The organism is Marivita sp. (genome assembly GCF_051251565.1).
Classification (GTDB): domain Bacteria; phylum Pseudomonadota; class Alphaproteobacteria; order Rhodobacterales; family Rhodobacteraceae; genus Marivita.
Window position 1 is genome coordinate 64,426 of the sequence record NZ_JBPOFB010000010.1, and the last position, 19,537, is coordinate 83,962.

General features: G+C 58.1%; 15 protein-coding genes. 9 read left to right on the forward strand and 6 right to left on the reverse strand.

Going from position 1 to position 19,537, the window contains the following annotated elements:
- Positions 1-26 precede the first annotated feature (26 nt).
- The 3 genes from ACSHXH_RS13600 (at position 27) to ACSHXH_RS13610 (ending at position 5,282) form a co-directional block, all read left to right on the forward strand.
- A complete protein-coding gene (locus ACSHXH_RS13600; protein WP_435672349.1) occupies positions 27-269 on the forward strand; it encodes a hypothetical protein in 243 nt (80 codons plus the stop codon).
- A 684-nt stretch (positions 270-953) separates the two neighbouring features.
- A complete protein-coding gene (locus ACSHXH_RS13605; RefSeq protein WP_435672350.1) occupies positions 954-1,634 on the forward strand; it encodes a choice-of-anchor L domain-containing protein in 681 nt (226 codons plus the stop codon).
- Positions 1,635-1,799: 165 nt separating this feature from the next.
- Positions 1,800-5,282, forward strand: a complete 3,483-nt coding sequence (locus ACSHXH_RS13610) for a Hint domain-containing protein (RefSeq protein ID WP_435672351.1) — start codon at positions 1,800-1,802, stop codon at positions 5,280-5,282.
- Here ACSHXH_RS13610 and nagA read toward each other — a convergent pair.
- From nagA to ACSHXH_RS13640, 6 genes are all read right to left on the reverse strand, one after another.
- A complete protein-coding gene (gene nagA / locus ACSHXH_RS13615) occupies positions 5,227-6,408 on the reverse strand; it encodes an N-acetylglucosamine-6-phosphate deacetylase (protein WP_435672352.1) in 1,182 nt (393 codons plus the stop codon). The two genes, ACSHXH_RS13610 and nagA, sit on opposite strands and share 56 nt — an antisense overlap.
- Positions 6,409-6,591: 183 nt before the next feature.
- Positions 6,592-8,103 (reverse strand): sugar ABC transporter ATP-binding protein, encoded by a 1,512-nt coding sequence (locus ACSHXH_RS13620; protein WP_435672353.1) that lies wholly within the window; start codon positions 8,101-8,103, stop codon positions 6,592-6,594.
- Entirely contained in the window at positions 8,100-9,092 is a 993-nt protein-coding gene (locus tag ACSHXH_RS13625; protein WP_435672354.1) for an ABC transporter permease, read from the reverse strand. Before ACSHXH_RS13625 ends, ACSHXH_RS13620 begins: the two co-directional genes overlap by 4 nt.
- 12 nt (positions 9,093-9,104) lie before the next feature.
- On the reverse strand, positions 9,105-10,079 hold the full coding sequence (locus ACSHXH_RS13630; RefSeq protein WP_435672355.1) for an ABC transporter permease: 975 nt from the start codon (positions 10,077-10,079) through the stop codon (positions 9,105-9,107).
- Between the two features lie 31 nt (positions 10,080-10,110).
- The gene (locus ACSHXH_RS13635) at positions 10,111-10,908 is read right to left on the reverse strand and encodes an SDR family oxidoreductase (protein WP_435672356.1); all 798 of its coding nucleotides are present in this window, start codon (positions 10,906-10,908) and stop codon (positions 10,111-10,113) included.
- Positions 10,909-10,988: 80 nt separating this feature from the next.
- Positions 10,989-11,948: a sugar ABC transporter substrate-binding protein gene (locus ACSHXH_RS13640; RefSeq protein WP_435672357.1), complete on the reverse strand. Its 960-nt coding sequence runs from the start codon at positions 11,946-11,948 to the stop codon at positions 10,989-10,991.
- 332 nt (positions 11,949-12,280) lie between these two features.
- Between ACSHXH_RS13640 and ACSHXH_RS13645 the strand changes: the two genes are divergently transcribed.
- The 6 genes from ACSHXH_RS13645 (at position 12,281) to ACSHXH_RS13670 (ending at position 19,521) form a co-directional block, all read left to right on the forward strand.
- Positions 12,281-13,984, forward strand: a complete 1,704-nt coding sequence (locus tag ACSHXH_RS13645) for an extracellular solute-binding protein (protein WP_435672358.1) — start codon at positions 12,281-12,283, stop codon at positions 13,982-13,984.
- A gap of 10 nt (positions 13,985-13,994) precedes the next feature.
- Complete coding sequence (locus ACSHXH_RS13650) at positions 13,995-14,804, forward strand: SDR family oxidoreductase (protein ID WP_435672359.1); 810 nt, start codon at positions 13,995-13,997, stop codon at positions 14,802-14,804.
- Between the two features lie 64 nt (positions 14,805-14,868).
- Entirely contained in the window at positions 14,869-16,167 is a 1,299-nt protein-coding gene (locus ACSHXH_RS13655; RefSeq protein ID WP_435672360.1) for a M24 family metallopeptidase, read from the forward strand.
- An 89-nt stretch (positions 16,168-16,256) separates the two neighbouring features.
- Complete coding sequence (locus ACSHXH_RS13660; RefSeq protein WP_435672387.1) at positions 16,257-17,234, forward strand: thiamine pyrophosphate-dependent dehydrogenase E1 component subunit alpha; 978 nt, start codon at positions 16,257-16,259, stop codon at positions 17,232-17,234.
- A 12-nt stretch (positions 17,235-17,246) separates the two neighbouring features.
- Positions 17,247-18,242, forward strand: a complete 996-nt coding sequence (locus ACSHXH_RS13665) for an alpha-ketoacid dehydrogenase subunit beta (protein WP_435672361.1) — start codon at positions 17,247-17,249, stop codon at positions 18,240-18,242.
- Complete coding sequence (locus tag ACSHXH_RS13670; protein ID WP_435672362.1) at positions 18,232-19,521, forward strand: biotin/lipoyl-containing protein; 1,290 nt, start codon at positions 18,232-18,234, stop codon at positions 19,519-19,521. The genes ACSHXH_RS13665 and ACSHXH_RS13670 overlap by 11 nt, the downstream gene beginning before the upstream one ends.
- Positions 19,522-19,537 lie beyond the last annotated feature (16 nt).

Here is a 19,537-nt window from a genome sequence, read left to right on the forward strand (position 1 = left end):
GTAATAGCACTGCAACGGAGCCGCCGATGAGCCTGATACGCAGTTGGATCGACAGCGCAAACGCGCCGGATACGGAATTTCCGATCAACAACCTGCACTACGGCGTGTTTTCAATACCCTGCATGCCCGCACGGTGCGGTGCGATCTGTGGCGGGGACATGCAGTCGCGTGGCGCGTTGCCGGAACTGAGTTGGGCTGGCACCGAGCCAGTGACCCTGAACACTGGCGAAACCCGCAATTTCCTGAAGGCCAATCCTCACACTCCATGATCCATGCCACCTCGGCGCCGCAAAACGGCTCAGCTATCTCAGCGGACATGCCGTGACATCAAGGCAATACGCCTCGAACCCGTAAGGCGCGCCAAATGGGCGATGGCCCCATGGCACTGACACACCAACGCCGTCGCGCACATCCATTGGCTTGTCCAATTGACCGGCATCTTTTTTGAAATCTTCAATTGTCTCACATGCGTTTTGCAAAAGCCAAGTACGCGCCTTGCTGATCAATCCCAGCGCCGACAATGACGCCAGAATTAGCTATTCATGTTGAGTGAATACACTCTGGAGGACGCAATCGTTGCATCGTCCACTCTGCCCGCCAAGACATCGAAAAGCCCGGCTTTTGTTTCCACTTTGGCCACAACCCAAGGCGTCGCTTCTGGACTGTTTCCATAGGTGCGGGTCTAGGAACACTGCGCCGCCGCAGTCGTTCAAAACTATCGCCGTATTCTCGAACTAACCTCCGTTTCAACGGGTCATCCCCTGCGCCGTCTGGTCCGGCGAAGGATTGATACTGCCACTGAATTTTTGTTCGCGACCAGGAGTACATGACTTGTCGATAATCCACATGATCCCGCCGCCCCTGCTCCCAGAAGCGCGGCGATCATTCACAGGTCATGACTTCACGGCGGTATGGACCCCATTGCGCGCACCTTTGACAAAGGAAAACTGATCATGGCAACAGCTGCTGAACTGACGATCAACACGACCGCGACGGCCGACGATCTGTTCAACGAGATTTTTGGCGATGGCGTGACGCTTGTTGCCGGAACCGCCACCTATAGCGGGGACGTGATTCAAGCCGGGATCTATTCCGATGCGATTGCCACCTTGCAAGGGATTTCCCCAACCGACACGGGTGTGATCCTGTCAACCGGCAACGTTGCGGATTTCACCAACGCCACCGGCGCGACCAACACCACCGGAAGCACGTCAACCGATACGACAGGTGGGATTGACGGCGATACGGACATGGATTCCGTTGCCGGCCAAAGCACCTTTGACGCCGCGATCATGACTGCGGATTTCATCCCAACTGGAAACACCATCACCATTCAGATGGTGTTTTCCTCCGAAGAATACCTCGAATTCGTCAGCAGCGGGGTGAATGACAGCCTCGGATTGTTCGTCAACAATGTCAAAATCGATTTCGTTCTTGGGACCGGCAACATTTCGATTGACGAGATCACCAACACAAGCAACTCGAACCTTTATCTCGACAACCCGTCGGGCTCCGACGCCTTTAACACCGAAATGGACGGCCTGACGCGGGTTTTGACCTTCAAGGCGGATGTGAATCCGGGCGTGACGAACTCTATCAAGATCGGTGTCGCTGACGGCGGAGACTCCGCCTAAGATTCCAATGTTCTGATCATGGCCGACAGCGTTCAGTCCGTCGCAATCGCTGAAGATGACGTCTGACAAATACCGCTGAACACCAGTGCCGTTTTTGATCCGCTTGCCAATGACATCGACGCCATCGGAAATGGCCTGATTATCACGCAGATCAATGGCATTGATGTGACGCCCGGCTCTACCGTGACGCTCGGCAGCGGTCAGCAGGTGACGCTTAACGCTGACAACACGGTCACCGTGGTGACAAACGGAACCACTGGCACAGAGGCTTTCAGCTATACCGTCGACAATGGTTTTGGCACGACCGACATCGGTATCGTTCAACTCGAGACCCTTGCGGTTCTCACTCCGGACGGCGTTGTCGAAGGCACGGCAGGCGCTGATGTGATCACGACTGGCTATACCGGCGATCCCGATGGCGATTTCGTTGACAACAATGATGCCATCCTACCCGGCACAACCGGAGACGACGACAGCATTCTCAGCTTCGGAGGAGATGACAACGTTCTGGCCGGGGATGGAAACGACACGGTTTTTGGGGGCGCTGGCAATGACACGCTGTCGGGCGACGGCGACAACGATAGCCTGTACGGCGAAGCTGGAGATGACAGCCTTCTCGGCGGATCGGGGGACGACGCAGCGTTAGGCGGCGATGGCGCGGACTACCTCTTTGGTGGCAGCGGCAACGACACGCTGGATGGTGACGACAACCTTGCAACGGGCGGCGCGGACACGATCCTTGGTGGGTTCGGCGACGACCTGATCTTGGGCGACTACGGCGACGATGTGTTGGACGGCGGCGGTGGCGTCGATACGATCTTTGGCGGCGCTGGCGCAGATTTGATCTGGGGTCAGGGCGGTGCGGATCTTATTGATGCTGGCGCAGATGCCGATGTCATCAACATTCAGAACGGCTTTGGCAACGACACGATTATCGGCGGCGAGGACACAGCGACCGGCGTTGATTTTGACTCGGTAGATGCAAGCGGCGTGACGTCTGACCTGACGCTCGACCTGATCGGGGGAGAACAAGGCACGATCACGGACGGGACCAGCACGGCCGGTTTCACCGAGATCGAGCAGGTCACATTGGGCTCCGGCAATGACAGCGTCAATGGATCGACCGACAATGACGTTTTTGCCACGGGCGCAGGTGCCGATACGATCAATGCGGGCAGCGGCAACGACACATATGATATTGGCACCGATACTGATGTTGACATCATCATCTTTTCGGACGGCTCTGGCGATGACACCGTTTCCAGTTTCACCGCCCCGACAGACAATGGCAATGGCACCTTCAGCGGCAATGACCAGTTGGATGTCAGCGGCCTGACCGATGGTAACGGGGCGACTGTTAACACCAGCGATGTGACCGTGTCGGACACCAATGGTGATGGCAGCGGTGATGCCATACTGTCCTTCCCGAATGGCGAGACGCTCACACTGGTCGGGGTGACTGTGGCACAGGTCTCATCCCCGAATGCGCTTGCCGCGATGGGTATTCCTCAACCGAACTACATTGTCGAAGGCACAGCTGACGCAGACCTGATTGATGCAGGCTATGTCGGCGATCCAGAGGGTGATCTGGTTGACGCCAATGACAACCTCGCAGGCACCAATGACGACAGCATCGTTGCGGGTGCCGGGAATGACACCGTACTTGCGGGTTCCGGCAACGACACAGTGTTCGGCTGGACCGGTAACGATTCTGTCGATGCAGGCAGCGGTGACGATACTGTCTTTGGCGAGGACGGCAATGACACCCTCATTGGCGGCGCGGGCAACGATTTACTGGACGGGGACAACGCCAGCGCCGGCGCGGATTCGATCTCGGGTGACGGCGGCAACGACACCCTTATCGGTGATGGCGGGAACGACACGCTGTCGGGCGGCACAGGTGACGATCAAATCTTCGCGGGTGCGGATGATGACATCGTCTTTGGCGGCACCGGCAATGACGAGATCTACGGCGCTGCGGGCAATGACAGCATCGAGGCCGACGAAGGCGACGATACGGTGTTTGGCGGTGACGGCAACGACACGATCATCGGCTTTGAGGGCAATGACAGCGTGTTGGGCGGCGCGGGCGATGACGTCATCAACACGCGCACGTCACCCGGTACGGGATTGCCGGACCAGGGCTATGGCACACCGGGAAACCCGCTTTTCTATCCTGCCGATCCTGCTGCCAACAATGACTGTGACACGGTCGATGGCGGCACGGGCGATGACATCATTCTGACAGGCGACGACAATGACCTGGTTCTTGGCGGCGATGGTGCAGACACGATTGATGCCGGGTTCGACGACGACTCGGTCAGCGGTGGCGCGGGCGCGGATTCCATCCAAGGCAACGAAGGCAACGACACGATCAGCGGCGGCGCGGATAACGATATCATCTACGGCGACGTTGCCACCGGAAGTGCAGATTTTGCGTTCTATTCGCAGTATGAACTAGACAATGACGGCTCCGATCTTGCGCCGGACAACAACGCAGATTCGCTGATCGGTGACGGCGGCAATGACACGATCTTTGGTCAGGACGACAATGACACCCTTGAGGGCGGCAGTGGCTACGACCGGCTTGATGGCGGCGTCGATGACGACCGTCTGGACGGCGGCACTGGTGCGGATACTCTGATCGGTGGCACCGGCAACGATTCCCTCATCGGCGGTGATGGCGACGATGTGTTCATCTATGTAACAGGTGACGGGCTTGACACGATCAGCGATTTCAACACTGGCAACACCGGGACGCTGACCGATGGGGATGCCACCAACAATGACCGGATCGACCTTTCGGCCTTCTATGACGACATCTGGGAACTGACTGCGGACCAAGCGGATGATGGCATCCTAAACCAGTCAAACGACGGTGTTGGCGGCGTGGACTATTCCGACAACGCCAGCTTTGGCAGCGGCGGTATCGTCTTTTCCGGGGCAGCGGCGAACACCAATTTCTACAATTTCGAAAACACCGGCGTCGTGTGCTTTGCACAGGGCACCCGTATCCTGACCAACACAGGTGAACGCACTGTCGAGTCTCTGCAACCCGGCGACCGGATCGTCACGCGCGACAATGGGGTTCAAACCATCCAGTGGATTGGCCAACGGCATCTGGACGCCCCTGCCCTTGCCCAACGGTCGACTTTGCGCCCAGTACTGTTGTCCCCCGAACTGACCGGCGGGGACGCGCCGCTGATCGTGTCTCCGCAGCACGGCGTTCTGGTCCATCTGGACGGAGAGGAAACGCTGGTGCGGGCCATCCACCTTGCCAAGATCGAAGGCGGTGCCGCGCGGGTGATGAACGGTTGTCGCCAAGTGACCTATTTCCACATCCTGTTCGAGGATCACCAAATTGTCTTTGCCAATGGCGCACCATCCGAAAGCTTCTTCCCCGGCGGATTTGCCTTGGCGGCGATGACCGATGCGGTCCGACATGAAATCTTCACACTGTTCCCAGAACTGCAATACGCCCCAGCGGACAAGGCCTACGGGCCCAAAGCGCGGGCCTTTGCGCCCTTCAAGCATTTGCCAAACCACCTCAAGGCGCTGACAGCGCGGTCACGGTCCAGATCGTCGATTGCGGTCATGCCACGCCGGTCTCTGATGCCAGATCGTTTACGAATGAAAGACGCCGGATGACCCGATCAGCCGATGTGATATCAGAGAGGTAATTGGCCGAGCGGGTCGTGGCATGAATGCGCCCGCCCGCATCACACCCGCGCAACAACGACGCTGGTGTCGACGTTGCGCGGGCAATCGCCTGAGCCGCGCTGTCGCCCACCACATTGACCATGTTTGAGATTGCGCACGACAGGCTGAGATGTGCACCCGCCAAAGTTCCGCCCACAAGCGTCAATCGATTGTCTTGGCGGAACACATCCCGTCCGTTCAACAGAAAGTGGTCGCTGTCCGTCCCTGCGGTTGCCATCGCGTCTGTCACCAGAAACACACGATCTGCGTTGGGTTTGGCCGCAAGTGCGGCACGGATGGACGCGGGGTGCACATGGATGCCATCCGCGATCAGCCCGGCATAGACGTCGGCGCGGTCCAGCGTTGCCCCCACCAGCCCCGGTTCCCGGTTGCCCAATTGGCTCATCGCGTTGAACAGATGCGTGACACAGCGCGCGCCCGCGTCAAAGGCGGCGGTGCAGGTCGCATAATCGGCATCCGTATGACCCAAAGACACAAGGATGCCTGCCTCCGCCATCGCACTGATCTGGTCAAGGCGCGTTGTCTCGGGGGCGATGGTCACCATCAGGTTCGGCACTCTGCGTGCCGCATCCAGCAACAGCGCCAGATCGGCATCGGTCATGGGGCGGATCAGGTGCGCGTCATGCGCTCCCTTGCGCACCACGGACAAATGCGGCCCTTCAAGGTGCAACCCGACAATGCCATCAACCCCATCCGCAACAGCGGCCTCTACAGCATCAATGGCCGCACGCGTGGCTTCTGGCGTGTCGGTAATCAGCGTCGGCAGGAACGCTGTTGTTCCCAGCGCAGCATGAGCCTTGGCCATGACCCGCAAAGTTGTGACACTGGGGGCATCGTTGAACATGACGCCGCCGCCGCCATTGACCTGAAGGTCCACGAACCCCGGCAGGATCATCCCACCGTCAAGGCATTCGACCTGACAGCCCGCAGGCAATGCGGCTTCGGGCAGGATACGGACGCCTTTTGTCGCCGAGGCCACAATCGCGTGGTCCCTGTACACCGCGATGCCGTCATGAATCTGCGCGCCAATATAGGCTTTGGTGCGGGCGTCCATCGGGTCTGTGCCTTTTCCTTCACATCGCGCGGAGCGTGTGCGGCGACCGAATACGCGGCACGCCCAATGGCATGTCAGACAGGTCGCGCCCGGCGCTGCACTATCAGTATGCCAGCGCGCCCTGATGATCTAGACCTATTGCCGAAACCCCTGCTGCCCGGACCTACAACGTCAACGCGCATCTCAGGCCACTTTATCGCTCGTGATGCCCGAGATAGCCTGAATGAGGCTGTCTTCAGTCACTTCGTCAGAGGAGAATTCGCACATGACCTGCCCCGCATACATGGCAACGATCCGGTCCGAGACATGCAACACTTCGGGCATTTCCGAACTGATGACGATCACCGCGAATCCTTGGGCGGCCAGATCGCGGATCAGGTTGTGGATTTCCGCTTTTGAGCCCACGTCGATCCCGCGTGTCGGTTCATCCACGATCAACACCTCGGGACGCATCGACAGCCATTTGCCAATCACAATCTTCTGCTGGTTGCCACCGGACAGGTTCCCAACCGTTTGCCGCCAACTGGGGGTGCGGATGTCCAACTTGTCACGGTACTGGTCAAAGATCGCGATCTCTGCGCCGTTGCTGACGAATGGCCCTGCTGTCAGATCATCAATCTGTGGCAGGGTCATATTGTCCCGGCAATTCATGCCAAGAACAAGCCCCTGCCCCTTGCGGTCTTCGGGAACCAGCGAAATGCCACGGCCAATGGCATCAATCGGTGATTTGATCTGAACAACCTGCCCGTTGAGCAGGATTTGCCCCGAGGTGGGTTCCCGCAGACCAAAGATCGTTTCAGCGATCTCGGTTCTGCCCGCCCCGACAAGGCCATAAAAGCCCAGAACCTCGCCTTTGCGGACGGCAAAGTTCACATCCTGATAGAGCTTGCCGCAGCTTAAGCCCCGCACCTCAAGTGCCACATCACCCAGCGCGTGATGCGTCTCGTTGCGCAACAAATCAAGGCTGCGGCCAATCATCAACTGGGTGACTTCATCCTCGTTCGTGTCGCGGGTGATCAAAGTGCCTCGGTACTGACCGTCGCGCAGCACGCTGATGCGGTCGGTCATCTTGAAGATCTCCTCCATGCGGTGCGAAATGTAGATGATCCCGACGCCTTTGGTTTGAAGGTCCGAAATCACATCGAACAGCACCACCTTTTCGGCATCGGTCAGCGATGCCGTCGGCTCATCAAAGATCACGGCCTTGGGGTCAACGGTAAGCGCGCGGGCAATTTCGACCATCTGTTGGTTGGCGATGGACAGGTCCCCGACGCGGGTTTTCGCATCAAACCCAACGTTGAGCGTCTTCAGGATCGCGTTGGTGTCCGCATAAAGCTTGGGCCAATCGACCCGCCCAAATGACTTGAGGGGCAATTCCCCAAGCCAGATGTTTTCTGCGACGGTCAGTTCATCGGCAAGGCTGAGTTCCTGATGGATGAATACCACGCCTTTGGCCTTGGCCTGTACTGGTGTGGTCATCACCGTGGGTTCTTCTTCGATAAAGATGCGGCCTTCGTTCGGTTGCAGGATACCTCCCAAAACCTTCATCAGCGTGGATTTTCCCGCGCCGTTTTCGCCCATAAGCGCATGCACCTCGCCGGGCAGGACAGCAAAGGACACGCCATCCAGAGCACGCACGCCAGGAAAGGTCTTGACGATATCTTCAAGGCGCAGAACCGGGGTGAGATCGGTCATGTCTTCAACTCCTCTTTGCCCTTGCGGTTCAACTGCCGGTCCAGAAACAGAACCGCAATCAGGATCAAGCCGATAACAAGGTTCACCGTTTCAGTGTCGGCCCCGATATGGCCAAGCCCCTTGCGCAACAGCTGGATCGCAATCACGCCGCCAAGCGTGGAAATAATCGATCCATAGCCCCCTGTAAGCTTGGTGCCCCCGAGCACCACGGCGGTGATGGCCCACAGCTCGAACAGCATCCCGTCATTGGGGTTCACTGACCCCGATTCCGAATAGAACACGACCGCGGACAAGGCCGCGAGAAACCCGATCAACATGAAATTCCAAATGAAGTGCGGACCGACACGGATGCCTGCGTTGACCGCAGCTTCGCGGTTGTTGCCAATAGCATAGGCGTTGCGCCCATGAACGGTTTTGGCCATCAACAGCCACAACAGGCCAGCCACCCCCAACAAGAACCATGTGGCCGTATGCAGGCCCAGAAACTGCGCTTCGGCAAAATCCACAAGCGTCCAATTCAAGTGGCTGGTCGGTTGTTCACCATTATACATGAACACCAAGCCACGATAGCCAAGCATTGACCCCAACGTTACAATGAACGCATCAACGCCGGTTTTCCAGACGATCAAGCCATTGATCGCGCCCAAAACGATCCCGGTCAAAAGCGCGAACACCCATGCCAGCGGGATCGCCCAATCGCCCATAGTTTGCATGAAGGGCCAGGTCATGCTGTCCAGCAAAACAATGGCCGACAGTGCATATGTGGCGCCGACCGACAGGTCGATATTGCCATTGATCATGATAATCGTCATGCCCAGCGCAATGATCCCGATCGGGGCGGATTGCTTGAGCAAAAGCAACATGTTGTCGTAATCCATGAAGGCCTTGTCAGAGACCGACAGGTATTCCCCGGCCACCGAGAAGAAGATCAATTCGACCACGATAAAGGCCCAGATGGCGCCTTGTTTGATAAAGCTGTCCTTGGTCATCTGATGCGATCCTCAAGCAATCTGGGACCAAAGGCGGCCCCGTTTCGCTGCAATATCCAACCAGACCGCAAGGATGATGATCCCCCATGTGACAACGTATTGGACATAGAACTCCAAACCGACCAACAGCAGTCCGTTTTGAATAAAGCCCAGGATCAGCACTCCGATCACGGTCTTGAAAATGGTGCCCGATCCGCCCAAAAGCGATGCGCCCCCAAGAATGACAGCGGCGAGTACTTCAAGCTCAAGCCCCTGTCCGACGGTATTCTGGCTGCCAAGACTGCGGCTTGCCTGCAAAAGCCCGGCACACGCCACACAGAACGCGGACACCAGATAAGTCAGGAATACGATCCGGGCGCGCGGGATACCCGAGAAGGTCGCGGCTTTGCCATTGCCACCAACCGCATAGACCTTGCGACCGAAGGGCGTTTTGGACAGGACAACGCTTAGGACAATCGCAAGCCCAGCAAAGATCAGAATTGGAACCGGCACACCTGCAACGGTACCTTGGCCAAATACTGCGAACCACGTGCCTTCCTTGTCCGCGATGTCCATGTTCTTGCCACCCGACCAGGTGAGTGTCAGGCCGTGAATCGCCGACAGCATACCCAATGTGACGATCAGCGAGTTGAGTTTGAGATACCCCACCAGAAACCCGATGAATGCGCCCAACGCCATCGTCAGACCGAACATCGCTGGGATGGCAAGGGCCGGACCCAGCTTGTCGTGCAAGTCCAGCACCACGATGGTGGAGAATGACATCATCGACCCCACCGACAGATCAAGGTTGCCACCGATCACCACGAACGTGACACCAAGCGCCATCACGCCCAGAATGGCCGAAGACCGGATAACGCCAGAAATATTGTCAATTGCGATAAAGCGCTGATTTGCCAGCGCAAACCCAATCATAAAGACTGCAAAGGCGATCAAGATGCCCTGTCGGGCAAGGAAACGTCCAATGCCCTGTTTCGTCAACTCTGCCATTTTTTCCTCCCCAGGGTGCTGTCGGTTGCCGTCACACCAAAGTCATTCCCCCGTCGATCATCACGATTTGCCCGGTCATATAGTCACTGGCGGATGACGCCAGGAATGTCGTGGTTCCGGTGATGTCTTCGGGGCGGGCAACGCGCCCGCGCAAAATCTCGGACGAAAACTCTTCCATCGCCTGGCCCGGGCGCTCTGCCGCCCCGATAGCCATCAAATCCTGATCCACCTGGTCCCACATTTCGGTGGCAACGACCCCGGGCGCAAAACCAGTGACTGTGATGTCGTGTTTCGCAAGGTCGCGCGCACCCGATTGTGTCAGCGACACCACCGCAAATTTGCTTGCGCAATATGGGGCCACGTTATCAAAGCCCTGCCTGCTGGCAATGCTGGCTGTGTTGATAATCTTGCCGCCGCCGCCTTGCGCGATCATCTGACGCGCGGCTTCCTGCATGCCTATCATGCAACCTAGACCGTTGATTCCCATTATGAAATTCCAGTTTTCCTCGGTCACATCAAGGAAGTTCATCGGCTTGTTCACACCGGCATTGTTGAATTTTACATCCAGCCGACCAAAAGTTTCGACCGCGTGCGCAACCATCGCTTTGACCTGTGCCCTGTCCGTCACATCAACCGCAGCATGGGTAACTTTTGCCCCTGCGTCAGATGCCCGCGCAGCGTTGAGCCCTGCCACCTCTGCCACCTTGTCTGCATTGATATCTGCAAAGCAGACATTGGCACCTTCGGTCAAAAGCGCTTCACCGATTGCGCGCCCGATGCCTTGTGCAGCGCCAGTCACAATACATGACCGCCCCGAGACTCCTGCCATCCCGTCCATCCGTTTCTTGTTATTGATAAAGGAATAAACGCGCGAGGCAGACAAGCTGCCCCACGCGTCCAGGGAGGAACTTAAAAGACGGGCTTTGTGAAATCGCCCATATTGTCCTGCGTGATCTTCGGCGTGTCGAAATAGTTGAGGAACGGAAGGTCTTCACCATTCAGAACGTCAATCGCCGTCTTGAGCGCCGCTTCGGCATCATCCACCGGAGACTGGTAAATTGATCCCCAATATTCGCCCGCCGCCATCGCCTCATAGCCGACGGCAAAATTTGTGGCACCGACGAAGATGATACCTTCGCGGCCTGCAGCCTTGGCTGCGTTCAAAGCGCCAACGCCCATGTTGTCATCACCGGCATAAACGCCGTCAATGTCATCATATTTGACAAGGAATGCTTCCATCACCTGTTGCGACTTTTCGCGATTCCAATCGCCGGGCTGCGTTTCAACAAGCGTCACGTTCGGGCACACTTCGGGCAGACGGTCATCAAAACCCTTTTGGCGTTCAATAGCAGTCGTATAGCCCGGCTGGCCGGAAATCTGCACAACGCGGGCCTCATTTTCGATGCCCATGTCCTTGAACTTGTCACACATGATCTCAGCAGAGCGCGACCCTTGCGTGATATTGTCGGGCCCAGAGAAGCTTGAGACGAAATCAAAGCCCTGCTCGGCGATGTTGGAGTTGGTCACGATGACCGGAATACCGGCACTGTGCGCCTTACGGACCGCAGGAATGACTGCTTCACCATTGGTTGGCCAGATGATGATCGCATCGACCTCTTGCTGGATCATGTCTTCCATCTGCGCGATCTGACGGGCGACATCCCCACCGGCGTCCAGTACGATGGTTTCGACCATGTCGTTGGCCTCAGCGGCGGCGATAAAGGCGTTCTCGTACGTGGTCTGATAGCTGTCAACGCCGACATTGTTCTGCGTGATGCCGATGGTCATCTTGCCACCATGTGACTCGGCCATCGCGGCGCCAGCCAGTGCTGTTGATGCAACCAATGCTGCCGTGAATGTCATTTTCATTTTTATGTCCTCCCTAGGGGTGTTGTTCGCACGATTGCCGCTGTCCTCCCAGCCCGGTTCAAGCCCGGTGCAATCTGACACCCATCCAGCGACATTTCGCCAAACAACGAACGCACCGTTTTGTTCGATTTGAATTTTTAATTATTCATTTTGGATTTTTATGCAGTACCTCGAATGGGCCAGATTGAACAATTTCAGGAGACGCAGTCATGACCGACTCGCGCAAGCGCCAGACGCCCTCACCCGAAACTGAGAAAATGAACGCAACACCATCAAATAATATCCAATTTGGACAGACTTCGACGCAACGCCCCTCAGCGCCGCGCGTTTCGATGACTGGGCCGGACTTGGAGCGCGTTGTGGGATTTCTCAAATCGCTGTCAGTCGAGATTGACAGCTCTATCGAACCAAACACGCCCAACCCACACCTGAATATGATCCTGCACCTTTTGCAGAGCCATTCCGACGGCAGGCTGGTGTCGCCTTCTTCCATGGTCGCTGCGGCAGGCGTTCCTTATGCCACAGCCACCCGCAAACTCGCCGAGCTCAAGGACGCAGGGTTATTGGAACACCGCCCACGCACAAAAAGTGGCAAAAGCTTTTCATTGCACCCAAGCTCTTCCTTGCTCGACACGTTCAACCAGGTGGCAGACCGGATCGAACGTATGGCGCGTGCCTCTTTTGGCAGCGCACATGACAGCGCAGACACCCATAGCTATTACTATGGCGGATCCTATCAGGCGGCACGCGCCGCGATTGCGCCTCCCAGTGCCCTGTCACAGCCCTTGAAGTTGCCGGGTGGTCTGCGGATTCTGGTTCATGGTGACCCGACCTTCATGGTCATGGACAACCTGAAGCGGCAGTTTGAACAGCTTGTCGGTACCAACATTCACCAACGGGCCTTTTCAATCGACCGGCTGCGCGAAGAAGCGCTGCGCAACAGTGATCGTAGCAAAAGCCGCTATGACCTGATTGCAGTTGATCTTCCGTGGCTCGGTGAATTTGTCCAGAAAGGCGTCATCCGGCCTTTGACGGATGTGATGGATGTTGCGCGTCTTGATCCGGCAGATTTCCATACAGCCGGATGGCGTGCGGCGCATTGGGATGAATGCCCTTACGGTGTACCAAGCCAGACCACGCCGGAGCTGATGTTCTACCGCAAGGATTGGTTTGCCGCCGAAGGGCTGGAACCGCCGGTGACAACCGAAGCCGTGATCGAGGCTGCACGTCATTTTCATGACCCGAGACGCGGCCGGTATGGCGTTGCGTGGAATGCAGCGCGCGGGACCGCTTTGGGACACACCTTCATGATGACCTGTGCCGCCTTCGGGCAGCCGATCATCGACTTGCCCAAGATCGCAGGCGGGTTTGATTCCGATCATCTGGGCCAGCGCAGCTACCGCCCCATGCTCAACACCGACCAGGCATTAGAGGCGGCCGAATACCTGATGCAGTTGCTGGAATTCTCACCTCCAGACATCCTGTCAATGTCGTGGTTCGAACGGGTGCGTCCCTACGCGTCAGGCAAAGTGGCAATGGCCTATGGCTATACCTTGCTGGCCCCGTATTTCGAACTGGACGAAAGCTGTTCGGCACATGGAAACACCGGCTACCTACCACATCCACACGGCCCGAAAGGCGCGCCCATTGCCCCTGTCGGCGGATATGTTCTGTGCATTCCGTCCAACCTGGCCCCAGAACGGGTCGAGGACACGGTAGAGGCGCTTGTCGCCTTCACGTCCCCTGGCGCGCAAAAGCTTTACGCTCAAAGCGGCAGCCGCACGGCACCGCGTTACTCGGTTGGTGCCGACCCGGAGGTGCGCCGCCTGTCGCCGATTTTCGAACTCGTTGACCAGATGTCCTGGCGCGACGAGCTGCAATTCTGGCCGCGCCCGCCGATCCCCGAGATCTCGGACATCATTCGCATTTGCGGCCACGAGCTTCACGACATGCTGCGCGGAATCGTGTCCCCGCGCGACGCTCTCGACCGCGTTCAGGCGCGGGCCGAAGACATCATGAGACAACAGGTCACTTAGGGAGGAAACCATGGACCCCAATCGCCTCAAGGGTAAGAACATTCTGATCACCGGAGCCGCGCGCGGCATGGGTGCAGCCAATGCCGCCAACTTTGCAGCACAGGGTGCCAACGTGTGCATCGGCGATCTGGACGAAGCCGAAGCCAAGGCAACCGCCGATGCGATCAATGCCGCAGGACATGGCAGAGCGATTGCAATCATGATGGATGTGACCAAACGCGCGGACAACGCGGCCGCCGTTGCCGCCACGGTTGAGGCGTTCGGGTCGATCAATGTCGGTCTGTTCAACGCAGGTCTGAACAAGCCCAGGTTCTTCATGGATATCGATGAAGACAACTGGGACATGATCATGAACGTCAATACAAAGGCGATGTGGTTGGGCATGCAGGAAACCGCACGCCAGATGATCGCGCAGGGCCCGATGGAAGACCACCCCTACAAACTCATCAATGTAGGCTCTATCGCATCGCGCAAACCGCTGGTCGATGTGACCGTTTACTGTACCTCAAAATACGGGTGTCTCGCGCTTACCCATTGCGGTGCAATTGGACTGGCCGAGCATAACATCACCGTCAACGGCTATGCACCCGGTGTGGTGGTGACGCCGCTTTGGGAGCAGCTCGACAAAGACCTGGTCGATATCGGTTTCAAAGAACGCGAAGGCCAAGCCTATGAGGACATCGTCCGCGATGCGCTTCAGATCAAGCGCGTGTCCTACCCCAAGGACATCACCGGCACAGCGTCGTTCCTGGCATCGGATGACAGCGATTACATGACCGGTCAGATGATCCACATCGATGGCGGCTGGTGCATCCAGTAAGCCCCTAAATCCCTGATTTTTATATACAAAAGGGAGCGATCCATCGCACCCGGAGGAGCACTTCATGTCGCGCGCACTTATGCCCAACCTTCTCACCCCACAGGATCTTGAACCCAATTGGGAATGGCGGGAACGCATTCCTGCCTGGGGTCACACCTCGGTCGATTTTGAACGCCGCGTTGATCACGACCGACTGCGCCGCTACCGGCTGGCCCGCACGCGGCAGGCCTTGCAGGCGTCGAACGCGGGAACGCTGCTTTTGTTCGACGTGAACAATATCCGTTATGTGTCGTCCACCAAGATCGGCGAATGGGAACGCGACAAGATGTGCCGCTTCTGCCTGCTGACAGGCGATGACAGCCCGTATGTCTGGGATTTCGGGTCCGCCGCAATGCACCACAAGCGCCATTCCGACTGGCTTGAGCCCGATCACTGTCTGGCGGGTGTTGTCGGCATGCGCGGCACCATCCCGCCTGAATTCGGCCTGATGCAGAAATATGCCAAGCAGATCGCGGGCCTGATCCGCGATGCGGGCATGGCGGATATGCCGGTCGGTGTGGATTACGCCGAAACCGCGATGTTCCACGCGCTGCGCGAAGAGGGCATCAATGTCGTGGACGGTCAGCAAATCATGCTGGCCGCACGCGAGATCAAGAATTGGGACGAAATCCAGCTTTTGACTCAGGCCGCTGCCATGGTCGATGGCGTCTACCACATGATCTACGAAGAGCTTAAACCCGGTGTGCGCGAGAATGACATCGTCGCCCTGTCGAACAAGATGTTGTACGAGATGGGATCAGACGACGTCGAGGCGATCAACGCCATTTCAGGTGAACGCTGCAACCCGCATCCGCACAACTTTACCGACCGGTTGATCCGGCCCGGTGATCAGGCGTTCTTTGACATCCTGCAAAGCTATCAGGGCTACCGCACCTGTTACTACCGCACATTCAACGTGGGCCGCGCGACACCGTCGCAGACCGATGCCTATACAAAGGCGCGCGAATGGATCGACGCCTCGATTGCCATGATCAAGCCGGGTGTCACCACCGACAAGGTGGCCGAGGTTTGGCCAACCGCGCAATCGCTTGGGTTCGACAACGAAGATCAGGCATTCGGTCTGCAATTCGGTCACGGTCTGGGCCTTGCCCTGCATGAACGGCCCATCATCAGCCGTGCAATCAGCCTTGATCACCCGATGGAGATCAAGACCGGCATGGTCTTTGCGCTCGAAACCTACTGCCCCGCCACCGACGGCTATTCCGCCGCACGGATCGAGGAAGAAGTGGTTGTGACAGAAACGGGCTGCGAGGTGATCAGCCTCTTCCCCGCCGAAGAGCTGCCCATCGCCAACCGGTATTGATCATCCCCGCCGGGGATGCCTCCGGCGGGAGTTTTTCGGGCAAGATGAAGCAGGGGCTGCGCGCCCTTGCCCCCTTTGGGAGGGAACCAATGGCCAAGGCCAAGACAAACACAGAAGACTACCTGCGCATGTACCGCCAGATGATGCGCATCCGCACGTTCGAAGACACCGCGAACCAGCTTTACCTGTCGGCCAAGATGCCCGGCCTCACCCATATGTATTCCGGAGAAGAGGCCGTGGCTGTGGGCATCTGCGAAGCCCTGACCGATGACGATCGCATCACCTCGACCCACCGGGGTCATGGGCATTGCGTCGCCAAAGGCGCTGATTTCAAACAAATGTTCTGCGAATTGCTGGGCAAGGAAGAGGGCTATTGTCGCGGCAAGGGCGGATCAATGCACATCGCCGATCAAAGCCACGGCAACCTCGGGGCCAACGCCATTGTCGGCGGGTCGATGGGAATTGCCACCGGCTCTGCGCTCCGGGCGAAATTGCAGGGTTCGGACGATGTCACTGTTTGTTTCTTCGGTGACGGGGCCACAGCGCAAGGGTTGCTTTACGAGGTCATGAACATGGCCGCACTTTGGAACCTGCCTGTGATCTATGCTTGCGAAAACAACGGCTATTCCGAATACACCAAGACCGAAGAAATCGCTGCCGGGTCCATTACGGCACGGGCCGAGGCATTTGGCATCGAAGCGTTCCAAGTGGACGGGCAAGATGTGCTTGCCGTGAATGCGTTGACCCAAAAGCTGGTCGCGCGTTGCCGCAAAGGCGAAGGGCCGTTCTTTGTGGAACTGATGACCTATCGCTACCACGGCCACCACGTGGGCGACATCAACCGCGCATACTACCGCTCCAAGGATGAAGAGAAGGACTGGAAGGAAAACCGCGATCCGATCATCCGTTTCCGGTCCCATCTTGTCAGCGAAGGCATCGCCACCGAGGCCGAGATCGATGCGATGAATGCCGAGATCGAAAACGATGCCGCCGAAGCCGTCGCCTATGCCGAGGCTGCAAAATACCCCGATGTGTCCGAAGTGGACATGCATGTTTACGCAGACTGAGGAGAGACTGACATGAGAGAGATCACCCTGTCCCAGGCCGTGAACGAGGCCATCGCCGAAGAAATGCGCCGCGATCCCACCGTCTTTCTGCTGGGCGAAGACGTGGCCGAGGCTGGAACACCGTTCAAGGTGTTGTCCGGTCTGGTCGAGGAATTCGGCACCGAGCGCGTCATCGACACCCCCATTGCTGAGCCCGGTTTCATGGGCATCGCCGTCGGTGCTGCCATGACCGGCGCTCGGCCTATCGTCGATCTGATGTTTGGCGACTTCATCTTCCTGATCATGGACCAGCTCTGCAATCAGGCGGCCAAGATCCATTACATGTCTGGCGGTAAGTTGAACGTACCCCTGGTGCTGCGCACCAATATGGGTGCGACCCGCAGATCTGCCGCGCAGCACAGCCAATCTTTGCAAGCGCTTGTGGCACATATTCCGGGGCTTAAGGTTGCAATGCCCTCCTCTGCCTACGAGGCGAAGGGTTTGATTAAGACCGCGATCCGCGACAACAACCCGGTTGTGATCTTCGAAGACAAGCTGATGTATCAGGACAAGGCCCCCGTGCCGGAAGAGGAATACCTGATCCCCTTCGGCGAGGCGCATGTGAAGCGCGAAGGCAGCGACATCACCCTGATTGCCACGTCCTCAATGGTGCAGGTGGCTGAAAAAGCCGCAGACATCTTGTCTAAGGAAGGGATCGAAGCCGAGGTCATCGACCCGCGCACCATCGTGCCGCTGGACGAGGCCACCCTGATCCAGAGCGTCAAGAAAACCAGCCGCGCCATCGTGATTGACGAGGGCCACCAAAGCTATGGTATCACGTCGGAAATCGCGTCACGCCTGAACGAAAAGGCGTTCTACCACCTCGACACGCCCGTGGTGCGTATGGGCGCGATGGATGTCCCAATCCCGTTCAGCCCCGCGCTTGAAGATATCACCGTCCCAACGCCAGAGCGCGTGGTCGACATGGCGCGCAAGCTTTGTTCGGGGGAGATGATCCATGCCGCATGATGTGACAATGCCACAGCTTGGCATGACACAGGACGCGGGCAAAATCGTGTCATGGCTCAAGGCCCCCGGCGATGCGGTGACCAAGGGTGACGCCCTGTTCGAGGTCGAAACCGACAAAGCCACGATGGAGGTTGAGGCGCAAGCCAGCGGTTTTCTCACCAGCGTGTCGGCGTCCGAGGGCGAAGACATTGCAGTCGGTGCCGTGATCGCTCGCATCTCGGACAGCGCCGACGACGATGGCCCTGCCGCGGCTGCACCCGCTCCAACCGCGTCGGACGACCTGGCCGATGCCTTGCCCGACGGCACGTCGGTGACCATGCCACAGCTTGGCATGGCGCAGGATAGTGGTCTTCTGGTCAGTTGGCACAAATCGCCCGGTGACGCGGTCAAGGCTGACGACGTGCTGTTCGAGGTGGAAACCGACAAAAGCACGATGGAGGTCGAAGCTGGAACTGATGGCTATCTGGCTGCGACCTTGGCCGAGGCTGGGGACAGCGTGCCTGTCGGCCAAACCGTGGCGATCATCAGCACAACCAAGCCTGCCGCCCGTGTCACGCGGTCAGTGGCAGACGGGGCGGTTGCACCCAAACCTGTGGCCACGCCAAAGCCAACACGGGAACCAACCTTACCCAAAGCTGCTCAAGCCGCACCACCGATGCAAAAGACCCATGGGCGCATTCTTGCGTCCCCCAAAACCCGCAGACTGGCAATGGAACAAGGCCTCGACTTGTCCCGCCTTGTTAAGGCCGGTCACCCGCAACCGTTCCATGTGCGCGATTTGGAGCTGCTCAAGGCCCTGCCGCAACAGTCCGTGCAAACACCTGCAACAGGCGCCGCCGCCGCACGCCACCTTGTGGCAAAAGTCTCGGGCGATGCACTTCCCGGTTTCACCAAATGGGCGGCCGAGGCGCACGGCCTTACAGATACCGATGCGATCCTTGCGGGGCTGGCAGGCGCTGCCCTGCCCAAAGCAGGCGCAGTTGCGGTCGAACGGTTTGGGGCCTCGACGACCTATGCGATGCCCGCATCCCGACTACTTTCGAAGATTGCAGAAACCGACGCAGCACCTGATCTGATCCTGCGCGACCTGCGCAACACCACGATCCGCAGCGCGGATATGGGGGCGGAAACCGCGCCAGTCCTCACGATCACCACGCGACGCAAAGGGGTGCGCGTCACGCTCGACTGCGCCGCCAACCAGTTGGACGCACAAACCGCAATCCAGCTTTTGACCAATTTCGCAGGCCGGTTGGACCAACCGCTTCGCCACCTGCTTTGACTTACCGGGGGACCGA

Coding starts and splice junctions, on each gene's coding strand:
- ACSHXH_RS13625 (WP_435672354.1), bottom strand. CDS start 9,092: ATGACCAAGGACAGCTTTATCAAACAAGGCGCCATCTGGGCCTTTATC.
- ACSHXH_RS13645 (WP_435672358.1), top strand. CDS start 12,281: ATGACTGGGCCGGACTTGGAGCGCGTTGTGGGATTTCTCAAATCGCTG.
- ACSHXH_RS13620 (WP_435672353.1), bottom strand. CDS start 8,103: ATGACCGATCTCACCCCGGTTCTGCGCCTTGAAGATATCGTCAAGACC.
- ACSHXH_RS13640 (WP_435672357.1), bottom strand. CDS start 11,948: ATGAAAATGACATTCACGGCAGCATTGGTTGCATCAACAGCACTGGCT.
- ACSHXH_RS13660 (WP_435672387.1), top strand. CDS start 16,257: ATGGCCAAGGCCAAGACAAACACAGAAGACTACCTGCGCATGTACCGC.
- ACSHXH_RS13670 (WP_435672362.1), top strand. CDS start 18,232: ATGCCGCATGATGTGACAATGCCACAGCTTGGCATGACACAGGACGCG.
- ACSHXH_RS13665 (WP_435672361.1), top strand. CDS start 17,247: ATGAGAGAGATCACCCTGTCCCAGGCCGTGAACGAGGCCATCGCCGAA.
- ACSHXH_RS13655 (WP_435672360.1), top strand. CDS start 14,869: ATGTCGCGCGCACTTATGCCCAACCTTCTCACCCCACAGGATCTTGAA.
- ACSHXH_RS13630 (WP_435672355.1), bottom strand. CDS start 10,079: ATGGCAGAGTTGACGAAACAGGGCATTGGACGTTTCCTTGCCCGACAG.
- ACSHXH_RS13635 (WP_435672356.1), bottom strand. CDS start 10,908: ATGGCAGGAGTCTCGGGGCGGTCATGTATTGTGACTGGCGCTGCACAA.
- ACSHXH_RS13600 (WP_435672349.1), top strand. CDS start 27: ATGAGCCTGATACGCAGTTGGATCGACAGCGCAAACGCGCCGGATACG.
- ACSHXH_RS13650 (WP_435672359.1), top strand. CDS start 13,995: ATGGACCCCAATCGCCTCAAGGGTAAGAACATTCTGATCACCGGAGCC.
- ACSHXH_RS13605 (WP_435672350.1), top strand. CDS start 954: ATGGCAACAGCTGCTGAACTGACGATCAACACGACCGCGACGGCCGAC.
- nagA (WP_435672352.1), bottom strand. CDS start 6,408: ATGGACGCCCGCACCAAAGCCTATATTGGCGCGCAGATTCATGACGGC.